This window comes from Marinobacter alkalisoli, assembly GCF_045449855.1.
Classification (GTDB): Bacteria; Pseudomonadota; Gammaproteobacteria; order Pseudomonadales; family Oleiphilaceae; genus Marinobacter.
Genome location: NZ_JBJJLC010000008.1, coordinates 12,602 through 37,585, shown reverse-complemented (window position 1 = coordinate 37,585; position 24,984 = coordinate 12,602). Strand labels below are relative to the sequence as shown.

General features: G+C 58.1%; 20 protein-coding genes and 1 tRNA gene. 14 read left to right on the top strand and 7 right to left on the bottom strand.

Annotation, left to right across the window (positions count from 1 at the left end):
* The first annotated feature begins 30 nt into the window (after positions 1-30).
* The 10 genes from serC (at position 31) to pyrF (ending at position 10,825) form a co-directional block, all read left to right on the top strand.
* The gene (gene serC / locus ACJO5Y_RS04970) at positions 31-1,113 is read left to right on the top strand and encodes a 3-phosphoserine/phosphohydroxythreonine transaminase (RefSeq protein WP_406985318.1); all 1,083 of its coding nucleotides are present in this window, start codon (positions 31-33) and stop codon (positions 1,111-1,113) included.
* Positions 1,114-1,115: 2 nt separating this feature from the next.
* Positions 1,116-2,213, top strand: a complete 1,098-nt coding sequence (gene pheA, locus ACJO5Y_RS04965; RefSeq protein WP_406985317.1) for a prephenate dehydratase — start codon at positions 1,116-1,118, stop codon at positions 2,211-2,213.
* 49 nt (positions 2,214-2,262) lie between these two features.
* Positions 2,263-3,387 (top strand): histidinol-phosphate transaminase, encoded by a 1,125-nt coding sequence (gene hisC / locus ACJO5Y_RS04960; RefSeq protein WP_406985316.1) that lies wholly within the window; start codon positions 2,263-2,265, stop codon positions 3,385-3,387.
* A complete protein-coding gene (locus tag ACJO5Y_RS04955; protein ID WP_406985315.1) occupies positions 3,356-5,617 on the top strand; it encodes a bifunctional prephenate dehydrogenase/3-phosphoshikimate 1-carboxyvinyltransferase in 2,262 nt (753 codons plus the stop codon). Before hisC ends, ACJO5Y_RS04955 begins: the two co-directional genes overlap by 32 nt.
* Positions 5,617-6,297 (top strand): (d)CMP kinase, encoded by a 681-nt coding sequence (gene cmk / locus ACJO5Y_RS04950; protein ID WP_406985314.1) that lies wholly within the window; start codon positions 5,617-5,619, stop codon positions 6,295-6,297. The genes ACJO5Y_RS04955 and cmk overlap by 1 nt, the downstream gene beginning before the upstream one ends.
* A gap of 130 nt (positions 6,298-6,427) precedes the next feature.
* Positions 6,428-8,119, top strand: a complete 1,692-nt coding sequence (gene rpsA / locus ACJO5Y_RS04945; protein WP_406985313.1) for a 30S ribosomal protein S1 — start codon at positions 6,428-6,430, stop codon at positions 8,117-8,119.
* Positions 8,120-8,249: 130 nt separating this feature from the next.
* Complete coding sequence (locus tag ACJO5Y_RS04940) at positions 8,250-8,546, top strand: integration host factor subunit beta (RefSeq protein ID WP_406985312.1); 297 nt, start codon at positions 8,250-8,252, stop codon at positions 8,544-8,546.
* A gap of 62 nt (positions 8,547-8,608) precedes the next feature.
* A complete protein-coding gene (locus tag ACJO5Y_RS04935; protein ID WP_406985311.1) occupies positions 8,609-8,911 on the top strand; it encodes a LapA family protein in 303 nt (100 codons plus the stop codon).
* On the top strand, positions 8,911-10,080 hold the full coding sequence (gene lapB, locus ACJO5Y_RS04930) for a lipopolysaccharide assembly protein LapB (RefSeq protein WP_406985310.1): 1,170 nt from the start codon (positions 8,911-8,913) through the stop codon (positions 10,078-10,080). Before ACJO5Y_RS04935 ends, lapB begins: the two co-directional genes overlap by 1 nt.
* Positions 10,081-10,108: 28 nt before the next feature.
* Positions 10,109-10,825, top strand: a complete 717-nt coding sequence (gene pyrF / locus ACJO5Y_RS04925; protein ID WP_406985337.1) for an orotidine-5'-phosphate decarboxylase — start codon at positions 10,109-10,111, stop codon at positions 10,823-10,825.
* 569 nt (positions 10,826-11,394) lie between these two features.
* Here pyrF and ACJO5Y_RS04920 read toward each other — a convergent pair.
* Together ACJO5Y_RS04920 and ACJO5Y_RS04915 are read right to left on the bottom strand one after the other, a co-directional pair.
* A tRNA-Asn gene (locus ACJO5Y_RS04920) sits at positions 11,395-11,470 on the bottom strand.
* A gap of 70 nt (positions 11,471-11,540) precedes the next feature.
* The gene (locus tag ACJO5Y_RS04915) at positions 11,541-12,725 is read right to left on the bottom strand and encodes a pyridoxal phosphate-dependent aminotransferase (RefSeq protein ID WP_406985309.1); all 1,185 of its coding nucleotides are present in this window, start codon (positions 12,723-12,725) and stop codon (positions 11,541-11,543) included.
* A 208-nt stretch (positions 12,726-12,933) separates the two neighbouring features.
* Here ACJO5Y_RS04915 and uvrB point away from each other — a divergent pair, with 208 nt between their 5' ends.
* A complete protein-coding gene (gene uvrB / locus ACJO5Y_RS04910) occupies positions 12,934-14,967 on the top strand; it encodes an excinuclease ABC subunit UvrB (protein ID WP_406985336.1) in 2,034 nt (677 codons plus the stop codon).
* A gap of 4 nt (positions 14,968-14,971) precedes the next feature.
* Here the strand turns inward: uvrB and rimI are convergent, their stop codons facing one another.
* The gene (gene rimI / locus ACJO5Y_RS04905; protein ID WP_406985308.1) at positions 14,972-16,090 is read right to left on the bottom strand and encodes a ribosomal protein S18-alanine N-acetyltransferase; all 1,119 of its coding nucleotides are present in this window, start codon (positions 16,088-16,090) and stop codon (positions 14,972-14,974) included.
* A 460-nt stretch (positions 16,091-16,550) separates the two neighbouring features.
* Between rimI and ACJO5Y_RS04900 the strand changes: the two genes are divergently transcribed.
* Complete coding sequence (locus tag ACJO5Y_RS04900) at positions 16,551-18,050, top strand: RimK family ATP-grasp domain-containing protein (RefSeq protein ID WP_406985307.1); 1,500 nt, start codon at positions 16,551-16,553, stop codon at positions 18,048-18,050.
* Here the strand turns inward: ACJO5Y_RS04900 and ACJO5Y_RS04895 are convergent.
* The gene (locus tag ACJO5Y_RS04895) at positions 18,047-19,207 is read right to left on the bottom strand and encodes a cation diffusion facilitator family transporter (protein WP_406985306.1); all 1,161 of its coding nucleotides are present in this window, start codon (positions 19,205-19,207) and stop codon (positions 18,047-18,049) included. The two genes, ACJO5Y_RS04900 and ACJO5Y_RS04895, sit on opposite strands and share 4 nt — an antisense overlap.
* A gap of 409 nt (positions 19,208-19,616) precedes the next feature.
* On the opposite strand from ACJO5Y_RS04895, the gene ACJO5Y_RS04890 reads away from it, so the two are divergent.
* The gene (locus ACJO5Y_RS04890) at positions 19,617-20,636 is read left to right on the top strand and encodes a quinone-dependent dihydroorotate dehydrogenase (RefSeq protein WP_406985305.1); all 1,020 of its coding nucleotides are present in this window, start codon (positions 19,617-19,619) and stop codon (positions 20,634-20,636) included.
* A 196-nt stretch (positions 20,637-20,832) separates the two neighbouring features.
* Here the strand turns inward: ACJO5Y_RS04890 and rmf are convergent, their stop codons facing one another.
* A complete protein-coding gene (rmf, locus tag ACJO5Y_RS04885) occupies positions 20,833-21,045 on the bottom strand; it encodes a ribosome modulation factor (protein ID WP_099619549.1) in 213 nt (70 codons plus the stop codon).
* Between the two features lie 333 nt (positions 21,046-21,378).
* Here rmf and rlmKL point away from each other — a divergent pair, with 333 nt between their 5' ends.
* A complete protein-coding gene (gene rlmKL / locus ACJO5Y_RS04880) occupies positions 21,379-23,553 on the top strand; it encodes a bifunctional 23S rRNA (guanine(2069)-N(7))-methyltransferase RlmK/23S rRNA (guanine(2445)-N(2))-methyltransferase RlmL (protein ID WP_406985304.1) in 2,175 nt (724 codons plus the stop codon).
* Positions 23,554-23,697: 144 nt separating this feature from the next.
* Here the strand turns inward: rlmKL and ACJO5Y_RS04875 are convergent, their stop codons facing one another.
* On the bottom strand, positions 23,698-24,300 hold the full coding sequence (locus ACJO5Y_RS04875) for an outer membrane beta-barrel protein (protein ID WP_406985303.1): 603 nt from the start codon (positions 24,298-24,300) through the stop codon (positions 23,698-23,700).
* 109 nt (positions 24,301-24,409) lie between these two features.
* A complete protein-coding gene (locus ACJO5Y_RS04870; RefSeq protein ID WP_406985302.1) occupies positions 24,410-24,892 on the bottom strand; it encodes a hypothetical protein in 483 nt (160 codons plus the stop codon).
* Between the last annotated feature and the right edge of the window lie 92 nt (positions 24,893-24,984).

Here is a 24,984-nt window from a genome sequence, read left to right as displayed (position 1 = left end):
GATTGGTAAGACTTGAGAGATCACAGGATCATGAGCAGGGCGTATAATTTTTGTGCAGGCCCGGCAACCTTGCCGGAAAGCGTGCTGCAACAGGCACGGGATGAGATGCTCGACTGGCGCGGTACCGGCATGTCGGTGATGGAAATGAGCCATCGCAGTGACGAGTTCCTGGAAATCGCCGAGACAGCCGAAAAAGACCTCCGTGAATTGGCCGGTATTTCAGATGATTACGCCGTACTCTTCATGCAGGGTGGAGCTTCGAGCCAGTTCTCGACCATCCCCCTGAACCTGTTGGGTGACAAGACGTCTGCGGATTATGTGAACACCGGTATCTGGTCCAAGAAGGCCATTGCGGAAGCCAGCCGGTATGGAAACGTTAACGTGGCGGCCAGTAGCGAGGCGGACAGGTTTACCACCATTCCCGGCCAGGACTCCTGGAATACCGATGCTGATGCAGCTTATCTGCACTACACGCCAAACGAGACCATCGGCGGTCTGGAGTTTGACTTCATCCCCGACAGTGGCAGCGTGCCCCTGGTGGCGGATCTCTCGTCCACCATGCTGTCGCGCCCGCTGGACGTGTCGAAATTCGGTCTGATCTACGCCGGCGCCCAGAAGAATATCGGGCCGTCCGGTCTGGTGGTGATCATCATCCGTAAGGACTTGCTGGGTAAGGCCCGCAAGGAAACCCCAACGATGATGAACTATCAGGTCATCGCCGATAACAACTCTATGTACAACACGCCGGCCACCTATTCCTGGTATCTGGCAGGGCTGGTGTTCAAATGGCTGAAAGCCCAGGGTGGTGTGCAGACCATGGGTGAAATCAACCTGCGCAAGGCGAAAAAGCTGTACGATTTCATTGATGACAATGATTTCTACGCCAACCCGATTGATCCCCGTTTCCGCTCCTGGATGAACGTGCCGTTCACACTGGGGGATGCTGCCCTGAACGGTGACTTCCTCAAAGGTGCGGACGCCCGTGGGCTGCTGAATCTGCAAGGTCACCGTTCGGTGGGCGGTATGCGCGCAAGCATCTACAACGCCATGCCGGAAGCCGGTGTGGACGCCCTGATCGCCTATATGGCGGAATTTGCGAAGGAGCGGGGCTGATCATGACGGACGAACAGACCCGCCTGGCCGAACTGAGGGACGAAATCGACCAGCTTGACCAGAAGATCATGGAGCTGATCAGCGCCCGTGCCCAATGCGCTCAGGAAGTGGCGAACGTCAAATTGACGGCTAACCCGGGGCAGGATGTGTTCTTCTACCGTCCGGAGCGGGAAGCCCAGGTACTGCGCCGCATCAAGGAGCAGAATCCCGGCCCGTTATCCGGTGAAGAGATGGCCCGGCTGTTCCGTGAGATCATGTCCGCCTGCCTGGCGCTGGAAAAACCCATGCACATTGCCTTCCTGGGACCTATGGGTACCTTCACCCAGTCTGCGGCCCTGAAGCACTTCGGGCATTCCGTGGTCAGTGTTCCGCTACCGGCGATTGATGCGGTATTCCGTGAAGTGGAATCCGGCGCAGCCCATTATGGTGTGGTGCCGGTGGAGAACTCCACCGAAGGCATGATCAATCACACTCTCGACATGTTCATGTCGTCGCCCCTGAAAATCTGTGGTGAGGTGCAGCTGCGTATCCACCATCATCTGCTGGTATCGCCTGCCAACAAGGATCAGGAAATAACCCGCATATACTCTCACCAGCAATCGTTTGCCCAGTGCCGCCAGTGGTTGGACACCCATCGCTACGGCATTGAGCGCGTGACGGTGAGCAGCAATGCCGAAGCCGCACGTCGGGCAGCGGAAGAGCCGGGAACGGCCGCCATCGCCGGTGATATGGCGGCGGAGTTGTACGGGCTCGATGTTGTGGCCAACAGCATTGAAGATCGCCCGGACAACACCACCCGGTTCCTGATTATCGGCCGGGAAGAAGTGCCCGCCAGTGGTCACGACAAGTCTTCCATCCTGGTGTCCATGCGGAACAAACCAGGGGCGTTGTACCAGTTGCTGGAGCCATTTCATCGCCACGGTCTCAGCCTGACGCGTATCGAAACCCGGCCGTCGCCCAGCGGCACCTGGGCCTACGTATTCTATATTGACTTTGAAGGCCACGTGGAAGACGAGCAGGTGCGCAAGGTGCTGGCGGACGTGGACGACGAAGCCGTGGAGCTCAAGCGTCTGGGGTCTTACCCCATTGGTGTGCTTTAACGGAAGCTCTGGCAGCAAAACGATTCGGACAGGCGTTGAGGAAGGTGTGATGTCGATTGATTACCAAAGTCTGGCGGTGGCAGGGGTGCAGGCATTGTCTCCCTACCAGCCCGGCAAGCCCATCGATGAGCTGGCCCGCGAGCTGAGTCTGGATCCCGCCGATATCATCAAGCTGGCCAGTAACGAGAATCCCCTGGGGCCCAGTGAAAAAGCGCTGGCCGCAGCCCGGGACGCACTCAGCGAATTGTGCCTTTACCCCGACGGTAACGGCTTTGATCTCAAGCAGGCACTGGCGGCCCGTTTCGGCGTCAACATGTCGCAGATTACCCTGGGCAATGGCTCCAATGATGTACTGGAAGTGATTGCCCGCTGCTTTGCGGATGCGGAATCGGAGGTGATTTTCTCCGAGTACGCGTTTGCGGTTTATCCGCTGGTAACCCAGGCGATTGGCGCCAAAGGTGTGTCTGTTCCTGCGAAGGATTGGGGCCACGATCTGGAAGCCATGGCGGCGGCAGTCACTGACCGCACCAAGCTGGTATTTGTGGCCAACCCCAACAACCCGACGGGCACGGTGCATAACGCCGAGGCCATCCTGGCGTTTCTGGAGACGATCCCCGAGCGGGTCCTGGTGGTGCTGGATGAGGCCTACTGCGAGTACCTGCAGGGCGAAGGCTACGCTGACGGTGTCGAGTTGCTGTCCCGGTTCCCGAACCTGATCGTTTGCCGCACTTTCTCCAAAGCATGGGGGCTGGCGGCGTTGCGGGTAGGTTACAGTATCAGTTCTCCCGAGATTGCGGATGTCCTGAACCGGGTACGTCAGCCCTTTAATGTGGACACTATTGCGTTGGCCGCGGCCACGGCGGTACTTGATGATGAAGCATACCTGCAGCGCTCCCGCGAAGTGAATGCCAGCGGCATGGCGCAGCTGGAGGCCGGTTTCCGCGAGCTTGGGCTGTCATTTATTCCGTCCGCGGGTAACTTCATCGCGGTGGATGTCGGCGATAACGCCATGGGCATTTACCAGTCGTTGCTGGAGCAGGGCGTGATTGTGCGCCCGGTCGCCGGTTATGGCATGCCCCGGCACCTGCGGGTGTCCATCGGTCTTGAGCGGGAAAACGCAAAGTTGTTAACGGCCCTGGCCAATGCGCTCGGTCAGCCGGGGCAGGGGGCGTAACGTGGCGACGACCAAGCCACTGTTCAGTCGGGTTGCCGTTATCGGTCTGGGGTTGATTGGCGGCTCACTGGCGAAAGCCATTCGTGAGAACGGTCTGGCCAAAACCGTCATTGGTACCGACAAGCGGGAAGACGAACTGTCGCTGGGGGTGGAGCTGGGCGTCATTGACCAGGCCGCCGGAACCATTGCCGAAGCAGTTGCCGGCTGTGAGCTGGTCATCCTTGCCGTGCCGGTTCGCGCAACCCGTACGGTTCTGGAAGAATTGAAATCCCATTTGCCCGCTGACGCGATTCTTACCGACGTGGGCAGCACCAAGACCAGTTTTGTTGAGGATGTACGGGCGGTTTTCGGTGACCTCTCTCGCCGCGTTATTCCCGGTCACCCAATCGCGGGGTCCGAAAAGAGCGGAATCCGGGCAGCAAATTCCGAAATGTTCGCCAATCACAAGGTCATCCTTACCCCGCCGGATAACGTCAATGCCGGGGATCTGGCGCGGTTGAAAGCGCTGTGGGAAGGTTGTGGCGCTACGGTCCTGACCATGTCCGTGGCGTATCATGATGAAGTGCTGGCGGCGACCAGTCATCTGCCGCATCTTATTGCATTTTCACTGGTGGACACGCTGGCCGGTGAGGATGAGAATCTCGATATTTTCCGTTACGCAGCGGGTGGTTTCCGCGACTTTACCCGGATTGCCGCCAGTGATCCGGTGATGTGGCATGACATCTTTCTCTCCAACCGGGATGCCGTGTTACGGGTCGTTGATCATTTCACACACGATCTTGACCAGCTTCGTACCGCCATTGCCAGTGGGGACGGAGCGACCATGCTCAGGGTGTTCAGTCGCGCCAAGGCGGCGCGGGAACATTTTTCGAAAATGCTTTCAGGACAGGCTTACGTGACAAACAACAGTCAGAAACAGGTAACGTTCCGTCTTCAGCCCGGTGGCAGTATTGCCGGCGATATCCGGGTGCCGGGGGACAAATCCATTTCCCACCGTTCCATCATGCTGGGTGCGCTGGCTGATGGCATCACCGAAGTAAAGGGATTCCTGGAGGGGGAGGACAGTCTCGCGACCCTGCAGGCGTTCCGCGATATGGGCGTCACCATCGAAGGGCCGGATGACGGTTTCGTGCGCATCCACGGCGTTGGCGTAAATGGCTTGCAGGCACCCCGTGGTCCGCTGTACCTGGGGAATTCCGGCACCGCCATGCGCCTGTTCGCAGGCTTGCTGGCCGCGCAACCCTTTGATTCCGAGCTGACCGGCGACAGCAGTCTGTCCAAGCGCCCGATGGGACGCGTTGCCGATCCCCTTCGAGCGATGGGGGCGGTGATTGATACCGCCGAGGGCGGTCGTCCGCCACTGAAGATCCGTGGTGGCCAGCCTCTGACCGGCATCCATTACGAAATGCCGGTGGCCTCAGCCCAGGTAAAATCCTGCCTGTTGCTGGCGGGTCTGTACGCCGAAGGCGTGACGTCGGTAACCGAGCCGGCGCCCACCCGGGATCACACCGAACGTATGCTGGCCGGGTTTGGCTACCATGTGCACCGGGACGGCGCTACCGCCAGTGTCACCGGTGGCGGCACGCTGACAGCTACCGCCATTGACGTACCTGCGGATATTTCCTCTGCGGCGTTTTTCCTGGTGGCGGCCAGTATTGCCCCGGATTCCGAGCTGACGTTACGGCACGTCGGTATGAATCCGACCCGGGTCGGGGTGATCAATATCCTGCAGAAGATGGGTGCGGATATCGAAGTGCTGGAAGAGCGTGAAATCGGTGGTGAGCCGGTCGCGGATCTGAAGGTGCGTTCCGCCCAGCTCAAGGGTATTGATATTCCTGAAGATCAGGTGCCTCTGGCCATTGATGAGTTCCCGGTGCTGTTCATTGCCGCCGCCTGTGCTGAAGGTCGCACGGTGTTGCGGGGTGCGGAAGAGCTCCGGGTGAAGGAGAGTGACCGGATTCAGGTGATGGCGGATGGTCTGGCCACACTTGGCGTTGAAACCACGGTGACGCCTGATGGCATTGTCATCGACGGCGGTCAGCCGATCGGTGGTGGCAAGGTCGATAGCCACGGAGATCACCGCATTGCCATGTCTTTTGCCGTGGCATCGCTGCGGGCAACCGGAGACATTGAGGTGACGGATTGCGCCAATGTGGCGACTTCATTCCCGGGATTTGTGGAACTTGCCTGTGATACCGGCATCCGGATTGCCACCGAAGGAGGGGAGTGATGTCCAGCACCAAGGCTCCGGTCATCACCATTGACGGCCCGGGAGGGTCCGGCAAGGGTACGGTTACCCAGATGCTCGCCCGCAAGCTGGGCTGGCACCTGTTGGACAGCGGTGCGCTTTATCGCCTGACGGCTCTGGCCGCCGTGCGTCAGGGTGTTGCCCTGGACAACGAAGCGGGTCTGGTGGAGGTGGCCGCAAGTCTGGATGTGGCCTTTGAGCCAACGGATGCGGGGGAGCCGGTCAAGGTGATCCTGGCTGGTAAAGACGTGACCGCAGATATACGTACGGAAGCCACTGGCGATAACGCCTCCCGGGTGGCAGTGATTCAGCCGGTTCGTGATGCCCTGTTGCAGCGGCAGCGGGACTTCCGGCAGGCTCCCGGCCTGGTGGCCGATGGCCGAGACATGGGCACCGTGGTTTTTCCGGATGCCCCGGTCAAGATTTTCCTGACGGCCAGTGCCGAGGAACGTGCGAGAAGGCGCTACAGCCAGTTGAAGGACGCAGGTGTCGATGTTAATATTGACGCCCTTTTAGAGGAGATACGGGTTCGTGATGAACGGGATATGAACCGTTCCGCAGCCCCTCTCAAGCCCGCGGATGATGCGCAAGTCATTGATTCTACGGGGTTGAGTATAGAAGAGGTGTTGGACAGGTGTATGGCCGCAGCAGGCCAGGCCTGACTACACCTTTTTGTCGTTGAAATGCCGGATGTAGCGTTATCTGCCAGCCACAGGTTGCCTCCGGAACTTATTAACAGACCGTGTTGCTGGTGGCACGGAGCACACTTGCGTTGATCATATAGGACACATAATGAGCGAGAGCTTTGCGGATCTTTTTGAAGAAAGCCTAAAAGAAATTGACATGCAACCGGGTTCCATCGTCCAGGGAACCGTAGTTGACGTCGACAACGACTGGGTCACCGTTAACGCCGGACTGAAGTCCGAAGGCGTTATCCCCGCCTCCCAGTTTCTGAACGAAAAAGGCGAGTTGGAAGTTGCTATTGGCGACGTTGTCGATGTAGCTCTCGACGCTGTTGAAGACGGTTTCGGTGAAACTCGTCTGTCCCGCGAGAAGGCCAAGCGCGCTGAAGCCTGGAAGGTACTCGAGAAGTCCTTCGAAGCTGAAGAAGTGGTCAAGGGTGTTATCAATGGCAAGGTCAAGGGTGGTTTCACCGTCGATCTGGCCGGCATCCGCGCCTTCCTGCCAGGTTCTCTGGTAGACGTTCGTCCGGTTCGCGACACCGCGCACCTGGAGAACAAAGAGCTGGAATTCAAGGTTATCAAGCTGGACCAGAAGCGTAACAACGTGGTTGTTTCCCGCCGCGCCGTTCTGGAAGCTGAAAACAGCGCCGAGCGTGAAGCTCTGCTCGAAACCCTGACCGAAGGTCTGGAAATCAAGGGTATCGTCAAGAACCTGACCGACTACGGCGCGTTCGTGGATCTGGGTGGTGTTGACGGCCTGCTGCACATCACTGACATGGCCTGGAAGCGCATCAAGCATCCGAGCGAAATCGTGAATGTGGGCGACGAGATCAACGTCAAGGTTCTGAAGTTCGACCGTGAGCGTAACCGTGTATCCCTCGGCCTGAAGCAGCTGGGCGAAGATCCCTGGGTTGATATCAAGGGTCGTTATCCGGAAGGCAGCAAGGTCACGGCACGCGTTACCAACCTGACCGACTACGGCTGCTTTGCCGAGCTGGAAGAGGGTGTTGAAGGTCTGGTTCACGTATCCGAAATGGATTGGACCAACAAGAACATCCATCCGTCCAAGGTTGTCCAGGTGGGCGACGAAGTGGGCGTGATGATTCTGGATATCGACGAAGAGCGTCGTCGTATCTCCCTGGGTATCAAGCAGTGCGTATCCAACCCGTGGGAAGATTTCTCCGGCAACTTCAACAAGGGCGACCGTATCTCCGGCAAGATCAAGTCAATCACTGACTTTGGTATCTTTATCGGCCTGGACGGCGGCATCGATGGTCTGGTTCACCTGTCCGATATCAGCTGGAACGAGACTGGCGAAGAAGCCGTTCGTGAATACAAGAAGGGCGACGAAGTTGAAACCGTTATCCTGTCTGTAGACCCGGAGCGCGAGCGCATCTCCCTGGGCATCAAGCAGCTGGAAAGCGATCCGTTCGCCGAGTTTGTTCAGTTGAACGACAAGGGCTCCATCGTTAAGGGCACCGTATCCGCCGTTGACGCCAAGGCTGCCACTATCTCTCTGAACGACGAAGTTGAAGCTGTTCTGAAGGCTTCCGAAATCAGCCGCGACAAGGTAGAAGATGCCCGCAACGCGCTGAAGGAAGGCGAAGAAGTTGAAGCGAAGATCATCAGCATCGATCGCAAGAACCGCATCATCAACCTGTCTGTGAAGTCCAAAGACGTTGAGGACGATAAGCAGGCGCTTGAGAGCGTGCGCAGCAAGACCGCTGAAACTTCTGGTGCGACCACCATCGGTGATCTCATCAAGGAGCAGATGCAGCAGCAAAACGCCAACAAGGAATAAGTTTTCCGGTTGGTATGAAAAAAACGGGCTCTAAGAGCCCGTTTTTTTTGTGTTTTTTTCTGGTTTGGCTAAACTAGGGTCATGGAGCTGGTAACCGGCTATCCAATAATAAAGAAGAGGGATGAGCCTAATGACGAAGTCCGAACTGGTTGAGCTGATAGCATCCAAGCAAAGTCAGCTTTCCGTGAAAGATGTGGAACTGGCCGTAAAAACCATTATTGAACATATGTCCCAGTCGCTGTCCAATGGTCAGCGGATTGAGATTCGCGGGTTTGGCAGCTTTTCACTGCACCATCGTGCGGCGAGAACCGGGCGGAACCCGAAAACCGGCGAGGCCGTGCAACTGCCCGCCAAGTTCGTGCCGCATTTCAAGCCAGGCAAGGAATTGCGCGAACAGGTTAACGACAGCTTGAAGAAAGGCTTCTGATCACCTTTTTCCGGGAACGACACGAGCCAGGGTTCATACACCCTTTGGGGAGCGATACATCGATGGCAGGATTGCAGAAAATTCTCATTATTCTGTTGGTTTTGTTCCTGGTCCTCCTGGCGCTGGTCTTTTCCCTTAATAATCAGATGGCGGTCTCCCTGAACTTCCTGGTGTTTGAGACCCAGCCCCATGGTGTTGCCGTCTGGATTATCATGTCCTTTGTCATTGGTGCGCTGATTGGTGTTCTGATTACCATGCTGGCGACTTTCCGAACGTCTGTTTCCCGTCGCAACCTTCAGAAACGACTTGCTCGTACCGAGCAGGCATTGGAGAAATCCAGGGCCGAGAACGACCGGACTCTTTAATGGACATAGTGCTTCAATGGCTGCTGCTGACAATAGCTGTCGCGGCCGGTTGGTTTGCTGGGCGCCTCGGCAGTTCCTCGCGGCGTTCAAAGAAAACCATTTCCGATGAAGAATCGGTGCGGGATCGTCTCCAATTCCTGTTTACCAATTACTCCGATCAGGCCGTGGAGAATTTCGTACAGTCCCTCGCGGTTAACCGCGACACGGTCAGTCTTCACCTTTCCGTTGGCGCACATTTCCGTCACAAGGGTGAAACCGACAGGGCCATCCTGATTCACCAGAACCTCCTTGCCCGTCCGGAGCTTCCGCCCCGGTTTTCCCCGCAGGTCACCTTTGAACTGGCCCTGGACTACCTGAATGCTGGTCTCCTGGACCGGGCTGAAGCCTTACTCCACGAGCTGATGGGCGACCGGGAATACGGCCGCAAGTCTGCGCTGCAACTGATTGAGCTCTACCAGCAGGAAAAAGAGTGGGAGAAAGCCGCCCAGGTTGCCAGAACCCTGACCAGTGGCCAGACCGACCCGGCGGTACTCAAAATGCTGGCGTACATCACCTGCGAGCTAGCGGACGACGCTTTCAAGAATGACGATCGCTGGGGTGCCCAGAAGCTGGCCAAAGAAGCGCTGGATCATGACCGATCCTGCGTTCGTGCCACGTTTATTATCATGAAACTGCAGGTCCGCCAGGGCAGTTTCAAGGACGCCGCCAACCAGAGCCTCAAGGTGTTTGATCAGAACCCGGAGTTTGGCTCCGAAGCGGTCGATCGCCTGATGAAGCTGGAGCATGAACACGGCGACATCGGTCGCCTGGTGAAAAAGCTTCGCAAGCTGTACGAGAGCTGGCCCAGTACCAGTTTATTGTTGGCGCTGGTGGAATCGGTGGAACGTGCGTCCGGCCGGCCTGCTGCCATCGACCTGTTACGCCTCGAACTGGAGGTTCGGCCCAGTGTCCGGGGGTTGTTGCGCCTGGTGGAGCTGGCTGGCTACGAGAAAGGCATGACCACCGACGAAGGCCGCCTCGTCAGCCGTATTGGCCACCTGATTCTGGCTAACCGTCCGGTTTACCGATGCGTCAGCTGCGGTTTCTCAGGCCGCCAGCTGCACTGGCTGTGCCCCAGCTGCAAGCAGTGGGAAACCGTTCGCCCGATCCAGGGCGTGGAAGCCGAATAGTTCTTTTTAACCCGATTACCCGCAGGACCTGACCGTGCAAACCAATAACGACCCGAAGATCATCGTTGCCCTCGATTTCCCTTCAGAAAACCCGGCGCTGGCGCTGGTCGATCAACTGGACCCGGCCAAGTGTCGCCTGAAAGTCGGCAAGGAGCTCTTCACCCGCTCCGGCCCGGCGCTGGTACGCGGCCTGCAGGATCGTGGTTTCGAGGTGTTCCTGGATCTCAAGTTCCACGACATCCCCAACACCACCTCTGCGGCGGTAGCGGCTGCCGCTGATCTCGGCGTGTGGATGGTGAACGTCCATGCCTCCGGCGGCGAAAACATGATGGTCGCCTGCCGCGAACGCCTGGAAGCCTTCGGCGCGGACCGTCCGCTGCTGATCGCCGTCACCGTGCTCACCAGCATGTCAGCCGACGACCTGGCCGGCATCGGCATCACCGAAGGCCCGGAGGCCCACGTCTCCCGCCTGGCCACCCTCACCAAAAACTGCGGCCTCGACGGCGTCGTCTGCTCTGCCCAGGAAGCCCCCAAACTGAAAGCCGAGCAGGGCGCCGACTTCAAACTGATCACCCCGGGAATCCGCCCCCTGACCGCAGCCAAAGGCGACCAGCAACGCATCATGGCGCCCTCAGATGCCCTCAAGGCCGGTTCCGATTACCTCGTTATCGGGCGTCCGATTACCCAGGCCTCTGATCCTCTGGCGGCTTTGGAGGCTATTCATTCTGAGATCATGGCCCTCTGACCTTCGTTAAATCTTAAGCTCGGCGCCGAGCGTTCTAGTCCGGCCCTAGCCTTTGAGGCTTGGTGTCAGGGGTGATGGGGCCTTTCTCCCAAAAACCGCTACGAGCACATCCATGTGCGCTTCTTTCGGGCCATCCTTGGCCCTCAAAATTTTTGGGAGAAAGGCCCCATCACCCCAATTAAGCTTCAGAGATATAGTCCAGGAAAACGTAGGTCGGATTAGCGAAGCGTAATCCGACAGAACGTTTAACACCAAATATGCGATCAAAATTGTCGGATTACGGCTGCGCCTAATCCGACCTACGTTGATGACTATCGCAATATTGTCAAAGTGGTGCGGATGGAACCCCCTCCCAAAAATTTCGGAGGCCATGGATGGCCGGAGAGAAGCGCACATGGACGTGCTTGTAGCGGTTTTTGGGAGGGGGTTCCATCCGCGCCATTCCCGCCAAGCCAAAAGGCTAGGGCAGAACCAGAACAGCAATCACCAACCCCGGAAGGAAAACAAACCATCAGGGCCAAAAACGAAAAAACCCGCTAACTCAGAGAATTAGCGGGTTTTCGGAATAGTGGCTCCCCGAGCTGGGCTCGAACCAGCGACAAACGGATTAACAGTCCGTTGCTCTACCAACTGAGCTATCGGGGAACGTCGTCATGTGACGAGGCGCGTATATTAAGGTGGCTATACCGCCCCGTCAACCCCTGGCAAAAACTTTTTAGCCGAGGGCTTTTTGCAACCGTTCGATGGCCTTTTTCAGGTTATCCATGCTGGTCGCGAAGCTCAGGCGCATATGGCCCGGAGAGCCAAACGCCGAGCCCGGAACCAGGGCCACGCCAGCTTCGGTCAGCAGCTTCTCGGCGAACTCAACGTCGGTGCTCACGCTGTTGTCGGCATCGATAGCGCCCTGGAAGCTCGGGAACACATAGAAAGTTCCGTCACCAGTCAGGCACTCTACGCCCGGCAGCTTGTTCAGGGCCTCTACCAGCCAGTCGTGGCGCTCCTTGAACGCCGTGACCATCTCACCGACACAATCCTGCGGGCCATCCAGGGCAGCCTGTGCGGCGGCCTGGGAGATCGACGCCGGGTTGGAGGTGCTCTGGGACTGGATCTTCTTCATGGCGCCGATGATTTTCGCCGGACCAGCGGCGTAGCCGATACGCCAGCCAGTCATGGAGTAGGCCTTGGACACGCCGTTCAGTACAAACGTGCGGTCGTACAGCTCCGGTGTGGCGTTGAGGATGTTGCAGAACGGCTTGCCGGTCCACAGGATCGGCTCGTACATGTCGTCGGTGGCGATCATGATCTGCGGGTGCTTTTTCAGTACTTCGCCAATGGCCTGCAGCTCTTCCAGGGTATAAGCCATACCACTGGGGTTGGACGGGCTGTTGATCACGAACAGGCGGGTACGCTCGGTGATGGCGCTTTCCAGCTGTTCCGCCGTGATCTTGAAGCGGGTGTCAGCGGTGGTTTCGATGATCACCGGCTTGCCTTCGGCGACCAGCACCATGTCCGGGTAGGACACCCAGTAGGGTGCCGGGATAATGGCTTCGTCACCTGCATTCAGTGTGGCGAGGGCGAGGTTGAAAAAGCTCTGTTTGCCACCACTGCTTACAAGGATCTGGTTGGCTTCGTATTCCAGGCCGTTGTCCCGTTTGAACTTCGCAAGGATCGCCTTCTTCAACGCGGGCGTACCATCCACGGCAGTGTACTTGGTCTGGCCGTTTTTAATGGCCTCCATGGCTGCCTGTTTGATGTGTTCAGGGGTGTCGAAGTCCGGCTCGCCGGCTCCGAGGCCGATAATGTCCTGGCCTGCAGCGCGTAATTCAGCTGCCTTGTTGGTGACCGCGAGGGTGGGAGAGGGCTTGATTGCCTGTACTCGGCTGGAAAGTTGAAGGTCCAAACTTGCGCTCCTTAAAGCTGCGTCTGTTAGCTGCGACGCACCGGCATCCAGTTGTTCTGGTTGGTTTGCGGGCGGTCGTCGATCGCAGTGATGGTACCATGAAGCCAGCGCAACGATAAATTTCTCTGTAGTATGCAGCTATAGAATATCCGAATCATTCAGTGGAGGTTGTCTGCCGATTATGGCCACTTCAGAAACCGGCGCCCTCATGAAAGACGGTGCGTTCAAGGTCGATTCGCCTTTCCAGCCCGCCGGGGATCAGCCCAAGGCAATTGAGGGGCTGGTGGATGGCATTCACTCGGGTCTGGCGCACCAGACGCTGCTGGGGGTGACCGGCTCGGGCAAGACGTTCAGCATCGCCAATGTGATCCAGCAGGTTCAGCGGCCTACCATCATCATGGCTCACAACAAGACCTTAGCGGCACAGCTGTATGGGGAGTTCCGGGAATTCTTTCCGGACAATGCCGTTGAGTACTTTGTTTCCTACTACGACTATTACCAGCCGGAAGCCTATGTGCCGTCCTCGGACACGTTTATCGAGAAGGACGCGTCCATTAACGAGCACATCGAGCAGATGCGTCTGTCCGCTACCAAAGCTCTGCTGGAGCGACCGGACGCCATCATTGTCGCCACTGTGTCGTCAATTTACGGTCTGGGCGACCCCCAGTCCTACCTGAAAATGATGCTGCACATGGATCGGGGCGATCAGATTGATCAGCGCGATATCCTGCGCCGGTTGGCCGAACTGCAGTACACCCGAAATGACGTTGAGTTCCACCGTGCCAATTACCGGGTCAGGGGCGATGTAATCGATGTGTTCCCGGCGGAATCCGAGAAGGAGGCCATCCGGATCGAGCTGTTCGATGACGAGGTGGAAAACCTCAGTTACTTCGATCCGCTCACCGGTGAAGTACTGCGGCGAGTGCCGCGGGTAACGATCTATCCGAAATCCCACTATGTCACGCCCAGACAGACCGTGCTGGATGCCGTTGAGCGCATCAAGGTGGAACTGGACGAACGGCTGCAGCAGATGCGGGACAACAACCGTCTGGTGGAAGCCCAGCGTCTGGAAGAGCGCACCCGCTATGACATCGAGATGATGATGGAGCTGGGGTACTGCAACGGCATCGAGAACTATTCCCGCTACCTGTCAGGCCGTCGTCCCGGTGAGGCGCCGCCCACGCTGTTCGATTATCTGCCACCCAACGCCTTGCTGGTGGTGGACGAATCCCACGTCACCATCCCCCAGATCGGCGCCATGTACAAAGGCGACCGGTCCCGCAAGGAAACCCTGGTGGAGTACGGCTTCCGATTGCCATCGGCCCTCGATAACCGGCCCATGCGGTTTGATGAATGGGAGCGGATTGCACCCCAGATGATCTTCGTTTCCGCCACGCCCGGCAACTATGAGGCGGAACACGCGGGCCAGGTGGTTGAACAGGTGGTGCGGCCGACCGGGTTGCTGGATCCGGAGATCGAGGTTCGCCCGGCGTCTACCCAGGTGGACGATCTGCTATCGGAAATCCGCGCACGCACAGCGGTCAAGGAGCGGGTGCTGGTCACCACCCTGACCAAGCGTATGGCGGAGGATCTGACGGACTTCCTGATGGAACACGATATCCGGGTCCGCTACCTGCACTCGGACATAGACACCGTGGAGCGGGTGGAAATCATCCGCGACCTGCGGCGGGGTGAATTTGACGTGCTGGTGGGGATCAACCTGCTGCGGGAAGGGCTGGACATGCCGGAGGTGTCCCTGGTGTCCATTCTGGATGCGGACAAGGAAGGCTTCCTGCGTTCCGAGCGTTCACTGATCCAGACCATCGGACGTGCCGCGCGGAACATCCATGGCAAGGCCATTCTGTATGGTGACCGGATCACCGGCTCCATGCAGAGGGCGATAGACGAGACCGAGCGCCGGCGTGCCAAGCAGGAAGCCCACAACCTGGAGCAGGGCATTACGCCCCAGGGTCTGAACAAGAAAATTTCCGATATCATGGAAGGTGCTGGTGGCGGTGGCCGTGGGCGCCGCAAAGCCGAACGGCCCGGTGAGAAAGCGGCGGAAGAAGCCGAACGGTATCGCGCCAGAACCGGGAACAAGTCGCCCCAGGAAGTCCTCAAGGAAGTGGCGCGCCTGGAAGACGAGATGTACAAGGCCGCTTCGGAGCTGGATTTCGAGACCGCCGCCCGCCTGCGGGACGATATTTCCGAACTGAAGGAAGCCGCCCTGCGGACTGGGTAAGCTGTCAGGCTGAGCGTTTCGGACCAACAATGACCGCGGCCTGTAACGGCTGATTGCGGCCGTAACGGGACATCTTGTCAAAGACCCGGCGATCAATGGGCAGGTATTGTTTGTCCGCCACGGTTTCGCCGGCTTCGACGTCGATCTCCGGATCGTGGATGTAGACGAACTGGCCATCAATGGCGCAGACGGTGACCCAGTGGGGAACGCGGCTGCGGTTCAGTTGCCAGGTGCTGATCAGGATCACCGGGACGCGGCCTTCGTGGAGAGCCGATTCCAGCCCCTCAAGTGTCAGCGGATCATGGTGGAGCTGGATGTCGGTCTGGCCGATGTCATACAGAAAGCCCTCGTGCACCAGTTCCAGTACCCGTTTCTTGTCGTCATTCCTGACGGTGTCCTTGAATAGTGCCCCTTCCTTGCTGATCCAGGCGCTGGCGTGAAAGCCCCGGTTCCAGGCGGACAGCGCCAGACCGTGGGGACCACAGCCGCCGTGGCCGGCTAGCATGAAGATAGTGGTGGCCTCGCGCCACAGTTTCAGTTCCTCAAGGGTGGTGACCGGCTGATGATCATCCAGGGTGGCCATCGCCATGATCAGTGCCGCCGGACCACAGGAAAATTCCGTGGTTTGTGGATAATAGGGCACCTTCGGGAACTCTCGGGACGGCTCATAGAACAGGATGCGACGCTCGAAACGCAGGGCATCGCCATGGTCTTCGTAGTAGTCCCGGTAAGTTCCGAACTGACGATACCCCAGGCGCTTGTAGAGATTGATGGCGGCGGCGTTGTCCTCCCGCACTTCCAGGCGCATCACAATGCGATCCGCTTCCACGGCTTCCCTTTCGGCTTCCTGTACCAGCCTTTCACCAAGACCCCGGCCCCGTGCGACAGGGGAGACGGCGATGGAATAGATGCGCGCAAGTCGGGTCGCGGCGCTCATCAGCACCAGGCAGTAGCCCACCAGCTCGTTTTCCAGTTCGGCAATGATCAGCCGGTCCCGGGGCATGTCCAGGAAACGCCGGAAACTGCGCCGGGAGAGTCGGTCATCGCGAAAGCATCGGTGTTCCAGCTGCATCAAGGCATCCAGGTCATCATTGGTGGCTTGGCGGAGGATCGGATCGGACATAAACGTGGTGCCTTGGTACATCGTGGCCGGGTGTGCTCGCGTGCTTCCCGTATCAGGCTATTATGGTAGAGAGTTCAACAAGCGCATAGTGTTCCGTCTGGCAAATTCGTTAACCCACTGCGTACCACTGGTGCCTCTGGTCAAGGCGCCAGTCCGCAGGTGTGGTGGTTCCACATCAAGGGCTGGCAACACAGGCCCAGAGGCACCAGCGGCACGCCCTTCGGGAGCCCCTGAAAGCCTTGAGAGCGGTGTTGCGTCGGCTCGATTTGGAACCACCAAACCTTCGCCACCGCGCCTTGCTCTCAAGGCTTTCAGGGGCTCAGTGGGTTAACGAATTTGCCAGACGGAACACTAGCTCAACCATGCGTAAAAGCACGCATCCTGAAAGGATTGTGCGGGTGTGGGGGCGGGCGTATTGTTGCCGGAATTCTGTCAGGCCTTACCCTCAGGGAGGAATACCATGTCCCGTTTGCTCATCGTTGTGGATCGCGCCAAAGACTGGGCACCATACTATCCCAGTGAGGACGTCCTCACCTTTGATCAGTACCTCCAGTTCTCCGCGCCGACTTCCAGCCGGGTGCGGGTCATCAATCTGTGTCAGAGCGCGAAGTACCTGAGCCGGGGCTATTACTGCTCGCTGCTGGCCGAAGCCCGCGGTCACCATGTGGTGCCTTCGGTAATGACCCTGAACGACCTGAGTCGCAAGGGGCTGTTTTCCCTGGAGCTGGAAGATCTGGATGTCAGCGTCACTAACTGGCTGGAGGCGGCTGGTTCCGAGATTGATCCGGCCAGCGACGAACGCCACGCCACACATGAAGTGCGCATCCGCACCTACTTTGGCCAGGCGGAGCACGCAGATCTGAAGCCGGTGGCCCGCGCCCTGTTCGAGCGTTTTCCATGCCCGATCCTGGAGATCGTCTTCAAACGTCGCAAGGCCTGGCAGATTGAATCCATGAAACCGGCCGCACCGGCAGACCTGAGTGAAAAGGAACAGGACATCTTCGCGGCCGCCTTTGACCGGTTCAGCAGCATGGTCTGGCGCAAACCCAGAACCCGCCGACGCTATCGCTTTGACCTGGCCGTGCTGGTTAATTCGGAAGAAGAGATGCCCCCCAGCGACAAGGTGGCCCTCAGCCGTTTCGAAAAAGCCGGGCGCAAGCTCGGTATCAATGTGGAGCAGATCACCCGTCGCGAATATATGCGGCTGCCGGAATACGATGGTCTGTTCATCCGGGAAACCACGGCGATTGATCACCACACCTATCGTTTCGCTCGCAAGGCGGAAGCCGAGGGCATGGTGGTGATTGACGACCCGGTTTCGATCCTGCGCTGCACCAATAAGGTATTCCTGGCGGATCTGCTCAAGAACAACAAGGTGCCCACCCCCAAAACCCTGATTCTGTCGAAAGACCAAAAGGACAGTGCGGAACAGGTAATCCGTGAGCTTGGGTTTCCGGCGGTGATCAAGATTCCCGACGGGGCCTTTTCACGGGGGGTGACCAAAGCGGAAGATGAGAAATCTCTGAAGGCGGGGCTGAAAGAACTCTTCAAACAGTCGGCCCTGGTATTGGCCCAGGAATACCTCTACACCGATTACGACTGGCGTATCGGTGTGTTGGGCGGCCGGGCTATCTACGCCTGCAAGTACTATATGGTGAAAGGACACTGGCAGATCTACCAGCATGGTGGTGCCGAAGTGGACAGCGGCGGGTTCGAGACCATGCCAACCTATGAGGTACCGCGAAACGTCATTCAGGCCGCTCTGAACGCCACACGGTTAATCGGCAACGGACTCTACGGCGTCGACATCAAACAGTCCGGTAACCGGGTCGCGGTGATTGAGGTTAACGACAACCCCAGCATAGATGCAGGGGTTGAAGACCGTTTCCTGGGGGGGGAACTCTATACCCTGATTATGCAGGAGTTCCTATCCCGAATGGAGCACAACCGGCGCCGTTAATGGGTGCCGTACCAGATGCGCAGGCTGCCAAACCATGGGTAGTCGGAGAGTTCTTCGGTGATCTCGCGGATTTTCAGGGACGGCTCCTGCCCTGGGTGGTCGAAGAACAGTTCCAGGTAGACCTTGTTCTTCAGGTAATGCAGGCGCAGGCGCGTGTGGGAAGGCAGTTCTCCCACGTGGCTGGTGAGGATGTCTTGGATCTCCTCTCTGGAAGGAAGGCGTTCCGAGGTGGGGACATCGTCCTCGTCGTTTTCAGCATCAATGTGGAAGTTGATGTCACGGATGCTGTCGAGGGAATCCCGCATACCTGAAACCACCTGCATCCCGATCTGGTGCCCTTCGGAGACGCTGATTTCCGGGCGTACCACAAGATGAATATCAAGCAGGATGTCATGCCCCATCCGACGGCTGCGCAGTTCGTGCACATTGCGCACCCCGTCGGTTTCCCGCGCAATCTTCTTCAACATTTCCGTGTCTTCCGGTGACAAGCCGGTGTCGACCAGCTCCTTGACGGCATTCCAGGTGAATTTCCAGCCGATATGAATAACGATGCCGGCAATCACCACCGCCGCCAGAATATCCAGCCAGATAAATCCCGCCATGGCGCCAATGGTGGAAAGCAGAACAATGATTGAGGAAAACGCGTCGGTGCGGCTGTGCCAGGCATTGGCGATGATCAGGTCGGATCGAATGGCCTGACCCACACGACGGGTGTAGTGATAAATCCACTCCTTGCTGGCGACGGATGCGGCAGCGGCGACCAGCACTGGCCATTCAGGTATCTGGTCGGCACCGCCTGCAATCAGCCGCAGAGTATTGTCCCAGGCGAGGACAGCACCGACAGCGATCAGGATACTGCCAAGGGCCAGGGTGCCGATGGTCTCGATGCGCTGGTGCCCGTACGGATGGTTCTGGTCCGGAGCCTGGCGGGAGACCCGCATAACCCCGAGTACCACGAGATCGGAAGCAACATCACTGAACGAGTGAATACCATCGACCAGCAGGGCCTGGGAATGAAAAAGAGCACCTGCGATGACTTTAATCACACCAAGCACCGCATCCAGAATCATTCCGATGACGGTGACGCGTGAAGCGGCATGTCGTTCCGCATCCAGATCGGGAGAATGATAAACAGACGTATTCTGATGTTTGGTCATTCGGGGCAATCTCCGGGAAGTTCTGGTGCCATTATAGCGGTATCAGGGCACTTTCCATGCAAAAGTAGAAAAACGGTACCTCTGTGCGATTTATGCACATGGTGACAAAATAATGACAACGTGACATTTTGTAGCCATGGGCTGGCCCATAATGCAAATTAACTTTAACCTATTGAAAATAAAGAACAATTTAACTGGTTAAAAAATGATCAATTCGTAGGCTGGCGCAGTTATCAAGGGATAGCACCTGTTGCCCCGCGTTTTTCAACAGGGTTATCCACAGAAACCGTGGAAAAGCTTACAGGACGTCCACGTGACAGGCATTTACGGCGAATATCCGTGAGTTGGAAGATGCTGTGGAAAACTTCCGGTATACTCCGCGTCACCCAAAGACGAGGAGTTTCTTTCGATGTACGGTGCTATTCGCAACCTGTTATTCCGGCTGCCTCCCGAGCAGGCTCACAACCTTGCGCTGTCCGGATTGGATGTGGCGAATCGGTTCGGACTGTTGAAGGCATTGTCACCAAAATTTGATGCATGCCCGGTGAATGTTATGGGACTGGAATTTCCCAATCCAGTCGGGCTGGCTGCGGGCCTCGACAAGAACGCCGACCATGTGGATGCCCTGGGCGCCCTGGGCTTTGGATTCATCGAAGTCGGCACAGTGACGCCGCTGGCTCAGCCTGGCAACCCGAAGCCGCGCATGTTCCGGTTGCCCGAACATCAGGCCATCATTAATCGCATGGGCTTCAATAACGAAGGCCTTGACCACATGCTGGAAAAGATCGACCAGCGCCAGTACCGGGGGATCCTCGGGATTAATGTCGGCAAGAACAAGGACACCCCCAACGACGAGTCCGAATCGGATTATCGCAAGGGTATATCCGCTGTCTATTCCCGGGCCGATTACATCACCGTGAATGTCTCCTCGCCGAACACACCAGGGTTGCGGGACCTGCAATTCGGGGATTCCCTGAAGCGACTGCTTGATGCCATCAAGGATGAGCAGTGCAAGTGCGCGGCCAACACCTCCCGCTACGTGCCCATTGCAGTCAAGATTGCGCCGGATATGGACGACGAGGGCATTCGCTTTGTGGCGGATGCGTTACGCAATTCGGGGCTGGATGGCGTGATCGCCACCAACACCACCATCAGCCGCGACGCGGTCCAGGGGCATCCCCATGCGGATGAGGCCGGCGGGTTGAGTGGTGCACCGGTGCGTGAGCCGTCCCTGAGGGTGATTCGGGGCCTGTACGCGGAACTGGGGGAGGATTTGCCCATCATCGGTGTGGGGGGCATTACCGACGGCGAGAGCGCGGCTGAGAAAATTGAGGCAGGAGCGAAACTCGTTCAGGTCTATACCGGCTTTATTTATCGGGGGCCGACACTGATCCGGGAAGCGGTGGAGGCCATTCGGCGGTTGCAGTGAACCCGTGGTTTTCAGTGTGGAATAAAAAATGGCGGGCCCAGAACGAAGGTGGGCCCGCTTAGCGGGCCCTTGCGGGGAATAAACCCCGTGGCGCTTCTTCGCATGGTACGGGTCGGGAGGACCCGTTTGGGTTATTTGGGGTATTGCGTCAAATTGTAAGTGTTAAAAGATCAGATTAAAGATCGGGGTTCATGTGTCACGCGGTGGTGACGTTTGCGAGTTTATGGATGCCGGATACGCCGGTCATGCCCTCCCATTGATCTGTGCGGCCTTCTCGCCACCCGTTTAACCATTCCTGGCGGACTTCCGCCTGCTCTAACGGGCAACTGTCTTTGGATTTACCGGACACACCGGCCAGATAACCCCGTTTGAATGCACGAGCGTACATATCTCTTTTCTGTCTTTTCATGCCGTTCCTCACTGATGGATTAACAGAACAAGCGTGTACACTTCTGCAGTGGCCCTGGCATGCGGTTTCCCGTCAGTGTAACCCGGCGGGGGTAACCCACTATTGCCAGCTCCGGCCAGAGCAGTCAGGATCCTGTTAACGGAGAAGCAGTTAAGCTCTCCCGAACGACGCGTCTCTTACAAGGTAAGTCGAACATCGCGCCGATGTACACTATTTATTTCATCTATGTGAAGCTTCTCTTATAGTTATGTGACATAACGAAGGTGCATTGCCCCATAGAAAATGCACCATTCCATGCAGTTAGCTGAATACCGAAATTCCCGGGAGTAGAACTTGTCTGATTCTGTCTTTTTCGTAACCTGCCCGAAGGGTGTCGAGTACCTTCTGGCGGATGAACTTCGCACCTTCGGTATGGAACCGGTGCGGAATGCGCCGGCTGGCGTATGGGCAGAAGGGCCCCTGGAAAGCGGCTACCGGGCGTGCCTCTGGTCGCGGCTGGCCAACCGCGTCATCCTTCACATCGACGAGGTCAACGCCGTTAGCGGCGATGAGCTCTATGACGGCGTGGTGCATCTCGACTGGCAGCAGCACATTCCGGCCAATGGCAGCTTCCGGGTGATGTTCCTGGGGCAGAACGAGGCGATCCGAAACACCCAGTACGGCGCCCAGCGGGTCAAGGACGGCATTGTCGATCGCATGCGCTCGAGCAGCGGGCAGCGTCCTTCGGTGGATGCCAAAACACCGGATGTCACTATTTCCGCACGATTAAATCGTGGCCGTCTCTCCCTGGGACTGGATTTGAGTGGGCACAGCCTTCATATGCGCGGTTACCGTACCGATAAGGGCGTTGCTCCGCTCAAGGAAAACCTGGCAGCGGCTTTGCTGTTGCGGGCGGGCTGGCCAGAGATTGCCGGGGCTGGCGGTGACTTTATCGACCCGATGTGTGGCTCCGGTACATTGGCGATTGAAGCCGCCCTGATGGCGCTGGATATCGCTCCGGGCCGGAACACCGACCGCTTCGGGTTTGAAACCTGGCCCGGCCACCAGCCGGAGCTGTGGCTGCAACTGCGCCAGGAAGCCGAGCGCCGTGCTCACGAAGGCAAGCAGGGAAAGCTGCCGCGTATTGCAGGCTACGATCAGGACAGCCGTGTGATTGCCACCGCCTGGAAGAATATTCAGCGGGCGGGGCTGGATGGGCTGGTGGACGTTGAATGCCGCGCCGTTGAGACTTTCGAGCTTGATGGCGAATGGGCGGCCCAGGGGCTGGTGCTGACCAATCCGCCTTATGGCGAGCGTCTGAGTGAGCGCAAAGAACTGGGCACCTTGTATCGTTCCCTGGGTGAGGCTGTGAAGGCGGCCGTTCCGGGCTGGCGCCTGGGGGTATTTACCGGCGCGCCGGAGTTCGGGAAATCCATCGGTTTGCGTAGCTACAAACAGTACAACCTGTTCAACGCCAAGCTACCGGCCCAGTTGCTGTTGTTCTCGGTGGACGACGTCAGCGCCATGACGCCCCGGGAGCCGGGCATACCCGGTGAGGTGCAGCCCCGCGTTGCCAACGAAGAGCGGGCGGCGATGCTGCGCAACCGCTTGAAAAAGAATATGAAGTCCATTGGCCAGTGGGCCCGTAAGCAGGGCATAGAATGCTACCGGCTGTACGACGCGGACATGCCCGAATTTGCCCTGGCGATCGATATGTACGATGGGATGGTTCATGTGCAGGAATACGCAGCGCCCAAATCGGTGGATGAGCGTGCCGCGCGTGAACGGCTGGCGGAGGCGCTGGCGGTCATTCCGGAAGCCCTCGGCATCGAACGTGAGGATATGGTGTGCAAGCAACGCCAGCGGCAGACCGGCACGTCGCAATATGAAAAGCAGGCGGCCAGCGGTGAGTTTTTCAATGTGCACGAGCATGGCTGTGCGCTGAAGGTGAACCTCAAGGATTATCTGGATACCGGACTGTTTCTTGACCACCGCCCTGTGAGGCACTGGATACAGCAGCAGGCTTCCGGCAAGCGGTTCCTGAACCTGTTCTGTTACACCGGGGCGGCGACGGTCCATGCGGCGGTGGGCGGCGCCAGCCGGTCCCTGAGCCTGGATATGTCGAAGACCTATGTGAAGTGGGCCGAGGACAATCTGGCGCTGAACCGGGTGGATGCCCGACATCACAAGGTGGAACAGGCGGATTGCCTGGCCTGGCTGGCGGCGAAGCCGACACCGGATCAGCGGTTCGATCTGATTTTCATGGACCCGCCCACGTTTTCCAACTCGGCTCGCATGGCGGGAGTGCTGGATATCCAGAAAGACCACGGCAAGCTGGTGCGTCAGGCGATGCAACGGCTGACGTCGGAGGGGCTGCTGATTTTCTCCAACAACTTCCGGCGCTTCAAGCTGGATGAGGCGCTGGAGCAGGAGTTCGCCATCGAGGAAGTGTCACGGGATACCCTCGACAAGGATTTCCAGCGCAATGCGCGAATTCACCGCTGCTGGCATATTCGCCACCGGATCTGATGGTTTGGAGTATCGGCCGGATGTGGCCCTCCCCCGGGATACGCTTCAAGCTCATCCCTGAGCGCTTGATCTCCGGCCATCCATGGCCTCCGACAATCCCGGGGGAGGGCCACACCCGGCCTCTGCGAAACTCTCGGGCACCTACTAGAACTCGTATCGAACGCCTCCGGAGAATTGGAACGTATTGATATCCGAACCGGTGTCCTTGAACAGCCGGCCACCTTCGAACACCAGATAACCATTGTCGATCACTTCGAAATCCACCCCGGCCAGCCAGCTGATGCTGAAACTGCTGTCGGGGAAGTCTCCCTCCAGATCCCGGAACTGGCGGTTCTCGTCCGCACCGAAGTTGGCCAGTTCCGCGTCGCCGCTGATGTGGGAGAAGCCAGCCTGGGCGTAGACGTTGGCGTAGCTGGTGACAGGGTAGTGCAGCCCGAGGTACCAGCTCGCGAAGTAGTCGATGGAAAGGGTCAGGTCGCCGGTTTTGGCGTCTTTGTAGCCACCGCCGGCGCGCACCTCAGCGTGGAACAGGTCGGTGATGTGGCCGCCGACGACCAGTGTGCCGACCTGGCCCCAGGCGGAATCGTTGCTGATCTCGCCAATGCTGCGATGGTGCAGGGCGGTGGCGTACAGGCCGACGTAGTGCATGTCTTCACGGGCTTTCTCAGCGGCCGTGACGAGGTCGGCGCCAACCAGGGCAATGGGCAGCAGGGCTGCCGGCAGGGTATGTCGCAACACCTTGTTCATTGTTATGGGCTTTCCTGACGATTGCGGGTACGGGCAGATTCTGCCTTCTGTAACGGTTTGTTACGTCGACCCGCGTCACACTTCCCTCAGGCAGCCCGTGATCATTCGCTTAGTCTTCCAGCAAGCCTTCTTCCCGGGCCATCAGGAGCAGGACATACACACCGTTCTCGGCGAGAGTAGGTTCCAGCCCTTCGTCAAACAGTAACTGGCGCCGGCGGTCTTCGAGGCTGTCGGTGTCGAGGGTGGTGATCAGCTCGGTGATGGGGGCGAGTTCGAACGGGGGTTCCATGGCGACGGCGGTAAATATGAGGTCCACCAGGACTTCATCCGGGTCCATGCCGTCGGTGAATACGGTCTGGTCCGGCAGGTCCTGGTGAAGTTCCCGCGCCAATTCGATGATGGGCACGCCCTGTTCCTCGAGGTAGAGCAGATCGATGTCGCCCAGGTCGCCGTCTTCGGGAATCCAGCTGTCTTCCGGGGCGATGACGACGGTTTTCAGGCGCCCATCTTCCAGTGACCAGGATATGGCGGTCGGAAATACGGTGTCGTCGGTCTGGCAGTATTCGATGTCGAGAAATCGTGGTAGCGGCAAGGTAAACTCCGGGTTTCATCTGGTGCCATTTAGTTCAAGGACACCAGTATGACGGTTATTGGCTTCATGCCATACTGTTGCCGGTATTATCA